This is a genomic window from Streptomyces sp. NPDC046900 (assembly GCF_040644975.1).
Classification (GTDB): domain Bacteria; phylum Actinomycetota; class Actinomycetes; order Streptomycetales; family Streptomycetaceae; genus Streptomyces.
Map to the genome: position 1 here is coordinate 1 of NZ_JBEYXD010000025.1, position 11,988 is coordinate 11,988.

An 11,988-nucleotide genomic window follows, 5' to 3' on the forward strand; every position below is an offset into this window, starting at 1 on the left:
GCGAGGCGCTCAAGTGCCAGCCGGGCGACCTGCTGCGCTGGGAGGCCGAGGACGCCGCGGGCGGATGACGTACCACCCGGGGACGTGAAAACGCCCAAGAACGGCCGAGCCCTCCCCGTGCGTCTCCCGCTGATCTGCCTGTCGGCTCTGCGCCGGCACCGGATGCGACCGACCGAGGCGGCCCGGCGAAAGGGAGTGGAGACGTCCCCGTCCTCGTGCACGTTCACCACCCGCACCGACCGCCCGATCGATCCGCAGAACATCAACCGGTCGTTCTTCCGGATCACGGCCGCCGCCGTCCTTCGGCGCATCCGCCCACACCACGCCCGGCACGGCTGCATCACGCTCCTCACCGCGGACGGCGTGGCTCCCCGCGAGACCCTCGGCCACAGCCAGATCAGCATCACGATGGACGTCTGCACCCACGTGACATCGGACACACAGCCGAGGTCATCAGCCACATGGACCGTCTGGTCGGGCGCCGCCCCGACCGTGGGTGACCGCCCCCGCTGATGTCACCCGTGGAATGCCGAACGCCCCGGACCGATCATCGGCCGGGGCGTTGGTACTGCTGGGAAGCAGAGCCCCCTGTCGGATTCGAACCGACGACCTTCGCTTTACAAGAGCGGCGCTCTGACCAGCTGAGCTAAGGAGGCGTGCACATGCGCGCCTGTGCAGTGTACCCAGGTCCGGGGCCGGCCCTGTCGAAAATTTCCGCGAAGTTCACAGTGGCGCGAGTGCTGACAGAGCAGGTGAACGCGAGGTACCGTCCTGAGCCAGTTCACTCGCGTGGACTACACCACGACGGAACCCCCGTAGTGGACACACCACCTTTACAACGGATCGTCCGGCACGTTCCTGCCGGTGAAGGGGGCCCATTCACCATGGCCACTGTCTCGTTCGACAAGGCGACCCGGATATACCCGGGTTCCGAGAAGCCCGCCGTCGACTCGCTCGACATCGAGATCGAGGACGGAGAGTTCCTCGTCCTGGTCGGCCCGTCCGGCTGCGGCAAGTCCACCTCGCTCCGCATGCTGGCGGGGCTCGAGGACGTGAACTCCGGCACCATCCACATCGGTGAGCGTGACGTCACGCATCTGCCGCCCAAGGACCGGGACATCGCCATGGTGTTCCAGAACTACGCGCTCTACCCGCACATGTCCGTCGCCGACAACATGGGCTTCGCGCTCAAGATCGCCGGCGTGAACAAGGCGGAGATCCGCAGGAAGGTCGAAGAGGCCGCGAAGATCCTCGACCTCACCGAGTACCTGGACCGCAAGCCGAAGGCGCTCTCCGGCGGTCAGCGTCAGCGTGTCGCCATGGGCCGCGCCATCGTGCGTGAGCCGCAGGTCTTCCTCATGGACGAGCCGCTGTCCAACCTCGACGCCAAGCTGCGTGTCTCCACCCGTACGCAGATCGCCTCCCTGCAGCGCCGCCTCGGCATCACCACCGTCTACGTCACCCACGACCAGGTCGAGGCCATGACGATGGGCGACCGCGTGGCCGTGCTCAAGGACGGCCTCCTCCAGCAGGTGGACTCGCCGCGGAACATGTACGACCGTCCGGCCAACCTCTTCGTCGCCGGCTTCATCGGCTCCCCGGCCATGAACCTGGTCGAGGTCCCGATCATTGACGGCGGAGTGAAGTTCGGCAACAGCGTCGTGCCGGTCAACCGCGAGGCTCTGAAGGCCGCCGCCGACAAGGGTGACCGCACGGTCACGGTCGGCGTGCGCCCGGAGCACTTCGACGTGGTGGAGCACAACGGCGACGCCGCCGCGTCCCTGTCCAAGCACGCCGATGACGCCCCGGCGGGTCTCGCCATCTCCGTGAACGTCGTCGAGGAACTCGGTGCCGACGGCTACGTCTACGGCACCGCCGAGGTCGGCGGCGAGTCCAAGGACCTGGTCGTCCGCGTCGGCGGTCGCCAGGTGCCGGAGAAGGGCTCGAAGCTGCACGTCGTGCCGCGGCCGGGCGAGACCCACGTGTTCTCCACCTCGACGGGCGAGCGCCTCACCGACTGAGCACCGTCCGGAGCGGGTCGCACCGCCACGGACTGACGAAGAGGACCCCGCAGCCTGCTGCGGGGCCCTCTTCGTTGTCGACAAATACCCCGGCAAACAAGGCATTTCGACGTCGGCGTCAACCCCATACCTCGAAATTCCCGCTTCCACATCCCCCGAACCGGTGACTAATTGTCGCCAAATCACTACCCCGCGCTACCCTCACTCGCGTGAAGCACACCACTACTCCACGGACACGGCGCGGCCGTGGCCCCGCCCGCCGGATCGGCCGCACCCTCGCCCTCGTATTGCCTGTCGTCCTGGTGCTGTCCGGGACCCTGGCGGTCACCCGCGTCAACTGGTCGGGCGGTTCCTCGAACTCGGTGCTCGCCGCCTCCGCCGAAGACGTCTCGACGCGCGCCTCCTCCCGCGCCCCGCAGGACGTGCTGCGCGACAAGCTCCTGCTGGAACTCCAGGAGACGAACCCGGGCGTCGCGCTCACCCACCTCCAGCAGGCGGTCAACGGCCGCCCGTCGCTGGCGAGGCACTGCGCCGCCATCGCCCGTGCCCTGGGCCGGGCCGCCGTCCGCATGTACGGCCCCTCGCGCGCCCAGTCCTACGCCCGCCCGGTCTGCGACACCTCCTTCGCCTCGGGCGTCACCGCGCAGCGCGGCTGAGGCAGCCCGGCCGGGACGGGGCGCGCGTCGTACAGTTCGGTCATGACCGATCCGAGCGCCGCCGCGCGCCCCGTCCAAGCCGTCATCCTGGCCGGTGGCCAGGGTTCACGGCTGCGGCCGTACACCGACGACCGGCCCAAGCCGATGGTGGAGATCCCGGGCACCGGGACGCCGATCATCGGGCACCAGCTCGCCTGGCTCGCCGAAGAAGGCGTCACGGACGTCGTGGTCTCCTGCGGCCATCTCGCCGACGTCCTGGAGCGCTGGCTGGACTCGACCGACCTGCCCCTCCACGTCACGACGGTCGTCGAGTCCGAACCGCTCGGCCGCGGCGGCGGGCTGCGGTACGCCGCCGAGCACCTCCCCCACCCCGACAAGCCGTGGTACGCCACGAACGGTGACATCTGGACCCGTTTCTCGCTGCGCGACATGGCCGACTTCCACACCGAGCGCGATGCCGTCGCCTCGCTGGCGCTGGCCCGTCCGCGCATCCCGTGGGGCGCCGTCAAGACGGACGGCTTCGGACACATCACCGACTTCATCGAGGCCCCGCCGTCGACGTTCGAGATCAACGCGGGTGTCTACGTCTTCGCCGCCGAGTTCGCCAAGCTGCTCCCGGAGCGCGGCGACCATGAGCGCACCACCTTCCCGCGCCTGGCCCGAGAACGCCGCCTGGCCGGCTTCCCGATCCCCCAGGGCGCGTACTGGCGGGCCATCGACACCGCGAAGGACCTCACGGAGGCGGCGAAGGAATTGGCGGCGCTGGGGCGTTGACGCCCCGCGGAAGTCCCGTCCGTAGCACTCCGTCCCGTCCTGCCACGCGAAGGGGCCCCGCACACCGCCTAGGGTGCGGGGCCCCTTCCGCAGAGCCGCCCGGGGAACTATCCCAGCAGCCCGCCCACCAGGTGTTCCGAGCCTCCTGAACCACTGCCTCCGGTGCTGCCGCTCCCCCCGCCCGTGGGGCCGCCGGTGCCGCTGCCACCCGAGGACGACGGACCCGCGCTCGTGCTCGGTGCCTGCTGCGCCGGTGCCGAGTTACGCGGCGGGACGTGGCCCGTGGTGCCCTGGGTCTGGCTCGGGCTGCCGCCGGAGACCGTGCCGGTCGCACCGGCGGCCGTGCTCGGCGTCGTGGCCACGCTCGACGGCGACGATGTCGCGCCGTGCGTCGACGCCGGCGAGTGGGGGGCCGAGGGGCTCGCCTTGTGCTGCTGCTCGCCCGGCGTCTCGGGCAGCGGCGAGCCCGGCAGTTCGTTGCGCGGCGCCTCGCCGGGACCAGGCACGACCACCCGGTTCGCGTCCCGCACCGCCCCGCCGAGCAGCGATCCGACCAGCAGTGTCACCCCGGTCACCAGGGCCGTCACCAGCGCGCCGCGACGCAGCACGTACTGCCGCAACTGCCAGATGTCCGCCCGCGGTCCGAGCCGGCGCCAGGCGCTGCCCGCGAGGCGCCCGTCCACGGAGTACACGGGCGCCCCGGCGATGATCAGCGGTGACCAGGCGGCGAGGTAGATGATGTCGGGCGCGTCGTACGCGGGCGCCGTCCGCCAGCTCACGGTGACGATCAGGGCGGCCGACAGGAGCCCTCCGACCGAGGCGGCGACCCGCTGCCACAGCCCGAGGACCGTGAGCACGCCCACGAGCACCTGGAGGAAGGCGACGACGAGACCGGTGCCGACGGGATGGTGGAGCGCGAACTGCCGCAGCGGTTCGGCGACTTCCCAGGGGTGCAGCGTGTTGAGCCAGGTGACCATGGAGCCCCGCTTGCCGCCGTCGAAGTAGACGGGGTCGCAGAGCTTGCCCATGCCGGCGTAGGCCGAGATGGAGCCGAGGAAGATGCGCAGCGGCAGCAGCACCACGCCGAGGTTCATCCGGCGGCCGGGGTAATAGGCGTGCCGCACCGGGTCGGCACTGTGCCGCGGCGCCCGCCGCGTCGGCTCCCCGCCCCGGACTGCGAACTCCCCTTCGTCGTAGGGAGATCCGGGGTACGTGGGTGTGTCGTACGCGGGCTCGTCGTAGCCGGGTGTCGCGTAGGCCGGTTCGTCGTACGCGCTGCCGACACTTCGCATGCGCGGCAGGAGCCGGGTCTCGCCATGGCCGTGCCGGCCCCCGACGGCCGGCGGCTCGAAGGTCCGCGTGGCCGGCCCGTCGTCGTAGCCGCCTGCCCCCGGCAGACCGTCGACCCCGACCCGGGGGATGACCTGGGTGGCGCCCGCGTCCACGGCCAACTCCTCGCCGTGGCCCACGCTCGAGCTCCGCACGGCCTGCAGCAGCCGGTGGGCCCCGGTGTCGTCGGGCGCGGACCTGCCGCTCCAGACGACGGGCCGACGGCGGCCTTCGGACGCCCCGCCTCCGCCGGCCGGACCGACGACGGACATGTGCGCCATGGTGTGCGGGGAGGTCACGTCCCGCGCGATCCGCGGGGACTGGGCACGCCGCGTGGACGCACCCAGCTGTACGCGGAAGCTCGCATGATTGACGATGACCTGCGCCGGGTCGCTCGGCACCTTCACCATGCTCAGCGCGGGAGTGTCGTCGAATCCCGACGATCGGTCCCCCGTGGGTGTGCGGGGCGTTCTGGTCTCCACACTCATCTAACCGAGTGACGTGTGGTTAGGACACTGCTTTGACCGCGCCGATCTGTCCGGACCCCGTCAAGCTCGTCCTGCACGACCGAATGAGCCTGTACGGGCGAACACATGAACACCCGTACGGGCTCTCACCCATGGGTGTCAGGCCCGTCGGCGGGCCGTCTCGTACAGCACGATGCCCGCCGCCACACCGGCGTTGAGCGACTCGGCGCCGCCCGGCATCGGGATGCGCACCCGGAAGTCGCAGGTCTCGCCGACCAGCCGCGACAGCCCCTTGCCCTCGCTGCCGACGACGATCACGACCGGGCCTTCCAGGGCCTCCAGCTCGTCGACTTCGACCTCCCCGTCAGCGGCGAGACCGACGACCACGATCCCCGCCTTCTTGTACGCCTCGAGAGCGCGCGTCAAGTTGGTGGCACGCGCGACGGGCGTACGGGCGGCCGTACCGGCCGACGTCTTCCACGCACCGGCGGTCATCCCGGCCGCGCGACGCTCGGGCACGACGACGCCGTGGCCGCCGAAGGCGGAGACGGACCGGACCACCGCGCCCAGGTTGCGCGGGTCGGTCACCCCGTCGAGGGCGACGATCAGCGGGTCCTCGCCCTCGTCGTAGGCGGCGTCGGCGAGGTCCTCCGGGTGGGCGTACTCGTAGGGCGGGACCTGGAGGACGAGCCCCTGGTGGTTGAGTCCGTTGGTCATCCGGTCGAGCTCGGGGCGCGGGGCCTCCATGAGGTTGATCCCGCCGCGCTCGCCCGCGAGCTGCAGTGCCTCGCGCACGCGCTCGTCGTTGTCGATGAACTGCTGCACATAGAGCGTGGACGCGGGCACACCCTCGCGCAGTGCCTCCACGACCGGGTTGCGCCCGACGACCAGCTCGGAGGAGGACTTTCCGCCCGTACGGCGCTGGGGGCGCCCCTGCGACCGGCGGATCTTCGACTGCGCGGCGCGCTGCTTGGCGTGCCCCTTGCGCATCTCGGCGGGGGGAGTGGGGCCCTTGCCCTCCAGGCCGCGGCGCCGCTTGCCGCCGCTGCCGACCTGCGCGCCCTTCTTGCCGGACATGCGGCGGTTGTTCGCGGCCATGACCTACCCGTCTCTTGAAAGCGTCGTACGTACGTCTATGAAGTGTCCGCCCGGAAGGCCGGGCGGCACAATCGATCATCGGATCGGTGCTGGGCTCAGCGCGGGCCGAGCGTCCAGCGGGGACCCTGGGGGCTGTCCTCGATGACCAGGCCCGACTGGTTCAGCTGGTCCCGGATGGCGTCCGCGGTGCCCCAGTCCTTGCGGGTCCGGGCCGCCTCGCGCTGCTGGAGCACAAGACCCACCAGGGTGTCGACCACACCGTGCAGATCGTCGCCGCGGTCCCCCTCCCCGGCCCACTGGGCGTCCAGCGGGTCGAGACCGAGGACGCCGAGCATGGCCCGCACCTCGGCGAGCCGGGCCACGGCGGCCTCCTTGTCGTCGGCGGCCAGCGCGCTGTTGCCCTGCCGGACCGTGGTGTGGACGACGGCGAGCGCCTGCGGCACGCCCAGGTCGTCGTCCATCGCCTCGGCGAAGGCGGGCGGCACCTCGGGGGCGGGCTCGACGACACCGCCGGCCTTCTCCACGACGCGCTGCACGAACCCCTCGATCCGGGCGAACGCGGACTCGGCCTCGCGCAGGGCCTCCTCGCTGTACTCGATCATCGAGCGGTAGTGCGGGGTGCCGAGGTAGTAGCGCAGGACGATGGGCCGCCAGCGCTTGACCATCTCGGAGACGAGGACGGAGTTGCCCAGCGACTTGGACATCTTCTCGCCGCTCATGGTGACCCAGGCGTTGTGCGCCCAGTACTGCGCGAAGTCGTCGCCGAAGGCCTTGGCCTGGGCGATCTCGTTCTCGTGGTGCGGGAAGATGAGGTCGAGTCCACCGCCGTGGATGTCGAAGGCGGAGCCCAGATACTTGTGGGCCATGGCGGAGCACTCCAGGTGCCAGCCCGGTCGGCCGCGGCCCCACGGGGTCTCCCAGGAGGGCTCACCCGGTTTGGCGGCCTTCCACAGCGCGAAGTCGCGCTCGTCCCGCTTCCCGGTCTCCCCCTCGCCCTCGGGCTGGCGCAGATTGTCCAGCTCCTGGTTGGAGAGTTCGAGGTAGTCCGGGAAGGAGCGCACGTCGAAGTAGACGTTGCCGTCGGACTCGTAGGCGTGGCCGCGCTCGATGAGGCCGCGCATCATCTCGATCATCTCGGTGATGTGCCCGGTGGCCCGGGGCTCGTACGTCGGCGGGAGGCAGCCGAGGACGTCGTACCCCTCGTTGAAGGCACGCTCGTTCTCGTACCCGATCGCCCACCAAGGGCGGCCCTGCTCGGCCGACTTGTTGATGATCTTGTCGTCGATGTCGGTCACGTTGCGGATGAACGTGACCTCGTAGCCGCGGTACTCGAACCAGCGGCGCATGATGTCGAAGTTGAGGCCCGAGCGAATGTGCCCGATGTGCGGCGGCGCCTGCACGGTGGCGCCACACAGGTAGATCGAGACACAACCCGGCTTGAGCGGGGTGAAGTCACGGATCTGCCGGGCGCTGGTGTCGTGCAGGCGAATAGTCACGAGTCCAGGGTAGTGGGCCGGGACCAGTGCCTCACGCCCCTTCCGGCCAAGGGCGACGCATTCGTGACGAACCTCAGGAACACCGGCGCCACGGACACGGCGACTCCCGACCAGGACGCCGGCAGCCGCCTCTCAGAGACTCCCGGCCACCTTGCGCGGGACGATCCGCACCACGACGCGTTCCGCGTCCTGCGCCGACGCCGGGTTGAACTCCGCGTACTTCTTCCCGGTGTACTTGAGCGAGAGCTCGTCGATGAGTGCCTGCCCGCCCTCCGTCGTGATCTCCGCCGTGCCGCGGAACTCCGCGTACTCGTACGGCGACTCGGGGTCCTCGACCACGACGCTCACCCGGGGGTCGCGGTCGGGGTTCTTCTTCTTGCGCCGGTCGACGGTCGTGGAGACGAGGAGATGGTCGCCGTCCCTCTTCACCCGTACCGGGGACAGCCGCGGGCTCCCGTCCGGCTGAACGGTCCCGAGAACGATGAACACGGGACCGTCGATCAGGGCCTTGAGCCGGTCGGACAGTGCGGCGGTCGGCATGGCCACCTCCGGAACCTGGGTCACTGGTGGCTCTGCGGGTACCCCCGCACGCCCTCAGCTCACCTGCACCACGAGCGCGGTGGCGATCGCCATCAGCCCTTCGTCCCGACCGGGGAAGCCGAGACCGTCCGTCGTCGCGCCGGACACGGAGACCGGTGCTCCCGCCGCCTCCGAGAGGATCTTCTGGGCCTCCTCACGACGTTTGCCGATCTTCGGACGGGGGCCGACCACCTGGACGGCGATGTTGCCGACCGCGAAGCCCGCCTCGCGCACGATCCGCGCGGCCTCCGTCAGGAGCGTGACCCCTGAGGCACCGGACCACTCCGGCCGTCCGGTGCCGAAGTGCTGTCCCAGGTCACCGAGGCCGGCGGCCGAGAAGAGCGCATTGCACGCGGCGTGCGCGATCACGTCCGCGTCCGAGTGGCCCGCCAGACCGGTCCCCTCGCCCTCCCACTTCAGGCCGGCGCACCACAACTCGCGCCCCTCCTCGAAGGCGTGGATGTCGGTCCCGATGCCGACCCGGGGCAGCAGCGGCGCCTCAGAAGCCATCGTTCAGCCTCCTGCGGGTCAGGACCGCCTCGGCCAGCACCAGGTCCAGCGGCCGGGTGACCTTGAAGGCCTCCTCGTGGCCGGGAACCACCACGACCTGCAGCCCGAGCTGCTCCACCATGCTCGCGTCGTCCGTGACGTTGTCCGTCACCGTCTTGTGGGCCCGGATCAGCGTCGCCCGGTCGAATCCCTGCGGAGTCTGCACCGCGCGCAGCCGGGCGCGCTCGGGCGTGGCGACGACCGGTTCCGGCTCGCCCGGCGTAGCGGCCGGCTCGACCTCCTTCACCGTGTCCGCGAGCGGCAGCGCCGGCACGACGGCCGGCGCGCCCTCGCGGACGGCCTCGATCACCGAGTCCACCGTGTCCACGGGAACGAGCGGGCGGGCCGCGTCGTGCACGAGGACGATCTCGTACTGCGGTGGCAGCGCGTCGAGGCCCAGCTTCACCGACTCCTGCCGCGTCTCCCCGCCCGGGACGACCAGGAAGTCGGTCCTTTCGGGGAGGGCGTGCGCGTCGAGCAGCGACTTGACCTCGGGCGCCCCGTCGGGCGGGGCCACGACGACCACGAGGGAGACCGCGCGGGAGGCCGCCATCGCGCGCACCGCATGGATGAGCATGGGCGTGCCGTTCAGCGTGCGGAGCGCCTTGGGGGCACCCGGACCGAGGCGGACACCGCGGCCCGCGGCGGGGATCACCGCGGCGATGGGGGTCTCCCCCGCCCGAGATGCGCCGAGAGCCTGTGAGGCTTCGGTGGGCGAAGTGCGCGAATCGTCAGACATCGGTTCCTGTCAGGTTTGTTTGCTCGGCGGGGGTGGGTATGGCCTTGGGGGTACCCCCGGCCCGAGGCTGGGGGAGTGCCGGGCGCGACGCCCTGACCGGTCCCTTCCGTGACCTCCGGTCGAGCGGCGGCCCGGGCCCGGCCCGCCAAGTATCGGGGGGGGTTTCCCGTACCGGGGGTGTCCCGCCGGCGTACGGCACCGGGGCGCAGAGTCCCACCTTTCGGCGAGGCCTCGTGCCGTGGTGCCCGGGCACGAACATGCCGCAGCGCCCGGCGACTGCAAAATGCGTCATCGGGCACCGCGGCATGTGCATACGTGCTGTGCGCCGGTCCGTCCACCGGACTCCCCCGTCGGGAAGCGGGCGGGGCGGAACGAGCGTCAGGACGCGAGGACCTCGTCGAGCAGCGCCTCAGCCTTGTCCTCGTTCGTGTTCTCCGCGAGGGCGAGCTCGCTCACCAGGATCTGCCGGGCCTTGGCGAGCATGCGCTTCTCGCCGGCGGACAGTCCGCGCTCACGCTCGCGCCGCCATAGATCACGGACGACTTCCGCGACCTTGATGACGTCGCCGGAGGCGAGCTTCTCGAGATTTGCCTTGTAGCGACGCGACCAGTTCGTGGGCTCCTCGGCGTACGGCGCGCGCAGCACCTCGAAGACCCGGTCCAGCCCGTCCTGACCGACCACATCACGTACGCCGACGAACTCCGCATTGTCCGCTGGCACACGCACCGTCAGGTCGCCCTGGGCGACCTTCAGCACCAAGTAGGTCTTGTCCACGCCTTTGATCTGGCGAGTTTCGATGGCCTCGATCAGCGCGGCCCCGTGATGGGGATAGACCACGGTGTCGCCAACCTTGAACGTCATGTGACAGGTACCCCTTCCGTGGCTATCCAGGGTAACACGGAAACCGCGTCTTCTGAATGGCGTTTTCGCAGGTCAGGGCATATCTCGGGGCTTGACAACCACGACAGGAACGTGCTGCGCAGGGGGAGCGGAACGGGGTATTCGCAGGTCGGAGCGGCTGCGCAGGCGAGAGGAAACCCGCACGTTACACACATCGAAGGTCCCTGAACAGGTCCGAAACATCACCTTTTGTACCGCCTCAAGCGATCGACTTCCGCTACTCCGTTCGGTGCCCGGGAGGCCGGTACGAGACGAATCTTGAATTGATCAAGGTGCCGGATGAACCCCCGGCTGTTGTCCCTGTGATCGATTTTCGGACCGCCAAGCATTCCTTAAGGTAAATCCCCAAGCCGAGATCCGAGACGCTTATGTGAATGCAGGACAACATCGAGGTCAATGCGGCTGGTGAGACATCTGGGAACTCTGCGACGAACTGTGCGCCGAGATGGGTTCACCGTCCGGAGCGCCCGCCTCCGCCGTCCGGCGCGGATGCCCCGCCCGGGCGAAGTCGACAGCTTGGCGTGGTGTTGGGGAGGGTCGGGTGCGGAGGTCGGGGAACGGCTCGGTAACCTATGGCCGCTGACAAACACTTAGGGCGGCTTTATCAGGGAGTCGTCCTGCTCCGCCCACGTTCAAGGAGTTGCCGCCGCCGTGAGCAGCAGCCTTCGACGCGGCGCCCTCGCCGCCGCCGCCATCGCGTTCTCGATCGCCTCGCTCGCCGCGTGCGGTGCCGGCAGCAACGCCCAGACGCTCGAGATCAAGCCGGACAACGCGGCGACCAGCGTCGGGAGCATCAAGGTCCAGAACGCCCTTGTGATCACCCAGCCCAACGCGCAGGCCACCGGTCCCGCCGCGATCTCGGCGACGATCTTCAACACCGGTCGCACCGCCCAGACGCTGGACTCGATCAGCGTGGAGGGCGGCGGCACCGCCGAGCTCCGCCCCGCGAAGGGCAGCGGCCCGCTGACCATTCCGGCCCTCAGCTCCGTCGTCATCGGCGGCAAGGACAATGCCGCCGCCACGCTGAGCAGCCCGGGCTCGGGCGTCCAGGACGGCAACGCGCAGAAGGTCACCTTCACCTTCAGCCAGACCGGCGACGTCAGCCTGCGGGCGTTCGTCGTCCCGGCCGAGAGCTACTTCACCAAGTGGGGACCGAGCAACGTCCCGGCGATGCCGACCGCCACGGAGTCGCCGACCGGGTCCGCCGGGAGCCCCAAGCCGTCGAAGCCGGCGACGGGCTCCCCCGCGGCCGGCTCCTCCGCCGAGGGAACGGCGACCGAGTCGAGCTCGACCGGGCACTGACGCCGGGGCGCCGCCGCGGTCCGCCAGGGCGCGCGCGCCGCGGGCGCCAACGAGGTCCAGGTCTTCTCCCACCGCCCC

At 70.3% G+C, this 11,988-nt stretch carries 12 protein-coding genes and 1 tRNA gene; 5 read left to right on the plus strand and 8 right to left on the minus strand.

The features are described from left to right. Positions 1-84 precede the first annotated feature (84 nt). Positions 85-513: a tyrosine-type recombinase/integrase gene (locus ABZ904_RS23740; RefSeq protein ID WP_361825378.1), complete on the plus strand. Its 429-nt coding sequence runs from the start codon at positions 85-87 to the stop codon at positions 511-513. Between the two features lie 69 nt (positions 514-582). Here the strand turns inward: ABZ904_RS23740 and ABZ904_RS23745 are convergent. Beyond that, positions 583-656: transfer RNA gene (locus tag ABZ904_RS23745), tRNA-Thr, on the minus strand. A 228-nt stretch (positions 657-884) separates the two neighbouring features. On the opposite strand from ABZ904_RS23745, the gene ugpC reads away from it, so the two are divergent. The 3 genes from ugpC (at position 885) to ABZ904_RS23760 (ending at position 3,451) form a co-directional block, all read left to right on the plus strand. After that, positions 885-2,021: a sn-glycerol-3-phosphate ABC transporter ATP-binding protein UgpC gene (gene ugpC, locus ABZ904_RS23750; RefSeq protein WP_359405038.1), complete on the plus strand. Its 1,137-nt coding sequence runs from the start codon at positions 885-887 to the stop codon at positions 2,019-2,021. 209 nt (positions 2,022-2,230) lie between these two features. After that, positions 2,231-2,677 (plus strand): hypothetical protein, encoded by a 447-nt coding sequence (locus tag ABZ904_RS23755; protein ID WP_359405041.1) that lies wholly within the window; start codon positions 2,231-2,233, stop codon positions 2,675-2,677. Positions 2,678-2,719: 42 nt separating this feature from the next. Further along, positions 2,720-3,451: a nucleotidyltransferase family protein gene (locus tag ABZ904_RS23760; RefSeq protein WP_359405044.1), complete on the plus strand. Its 732-nt coding sequence runs from the start codon at positions 2,720-2,722 to the stop codon at positions 3,449-3,451. A gap of 107 nt (positions 3,452-3,558) precedes the next feature. Here ABZ904_RS23760 and ABZ904_RS23765 read toward each other — a convergent pair whose 3' ends face one another. The 7 genes from ABZ904_RS23765 to ABZ904_RS23795 all read right to left on the minus strand — a co-directional run bounded on the left by ABZ904_RS23765 (position 3,559) and on the right by ABZ904_RS23795 (position 10,569). Continuing rightward, positions 3,559-5,268: a DoxX family protein gene (locus ABZ904_RS23765; RefSeq protein WP_359405047.1), complete on the minus strand. Its 1,710-nt coding sequence runs from the start codon at positions 5,266-5,268 to the stop codon at positions 3,559-3,561. Positions 5,269-5,406: 138 nt separating this feature from the next. Beyond that, a complete protein-coding gene (rlmB, locus tag ABZ904_RS23770; protein ID WP_359405050.1) occupies positions 5,407-6,345 on the minus strand; it encodes a 23S rRNA (guanosine(2251)-2'-O)-methyltransferase RlmB in 939 nt (312 codons plus the stop codon). Between the two features lie 95 nt (positions 6,346-6,440). Further along, positions 6,441-7,841: a cysteine--tRNA ligase gene (gene cysS, locus ABZ904_RS23775; protein WP_359405053.1), complete on the minus strand. Its 1,401-nt coding sequence runs from the start codon at positions 7,839-7,841 to the stop codon at positions 6,441-6,443. Between the two features lie 132 nt (positions 7,842-7,973). Next, positions 7,974-8,381 carry a PPOX class F420-dependent oxidoreductase gene (locus tag ABZ904_RS23780; RefSeq protein ID WP_360992970.1) on the minus strand — a complete coding sequence of 136 codons (408 nt, stop codon included), beginning with the start codon at positions 8,379-8,381 and terminating at the stop codon, positions 7,974-7,976. A 54-nt stretch (positions 8,382-8,435) separates the two neighbouring features. Continuing rightward, positions 8,436-8,930, minus strand: coding sequence for a 2-C-methyl-D-erythritol 2,4-cyclodiphosphate synthase (ispF, locus tag ABZ904_RS23785; RefSeq protein ID WP_359405059.1), 495 nt, complete (start codon positions 8,928-8,930; stop codon positions 8,436-8,438). Beyond that, on the minus strand, positions 8,920-9,708 hold the full coding sequence (gene ispD / locus ABZ904_RS23790; RefSeq protein ID WP_360992974.1) for a 2-C-methyl-D-erythritol 4-phosphate cytidylyltransferase: 789 nt from the start codon (positions 9,706-9,708) through the stop codon (positions 8,920-8,922). The genes ispF and ispD overlap by 11 nt, the downstream gene beginning before the upstream one ends. Before the next feature lie 378 nt (positions 9,709-10,086). Further along, the gene (locus ABZ904_RS23795) at positions 10,087-10,569 is read right to left on the minus strand and encodes a CarD family transcriptional regulator (protein WP_003953493.1); all 483 of its coding nucleotides are present in this window, start codon (positions 10,567-10,569) and stop codon (positions 10,087-10,089) included. A gap of 690 nt (positions 10,570-11,259) precedes the next feature. On the opposite strand from ABZ904_RS23795, the gene ABZ904_RS23800 reads away from it, so the two are divergent. Further along, entirely contained in the window at positions 11,260-11,910 is a 651-nt protein-coding gene (locus ABZ904_RS23800; RefSeq protein WP_359405065.1) for a DUF461 domain-containing protein, read from the plus strand. The last annotated feature ends 78 nt before the right edge of the window (positions 11,911-11,988 follow it).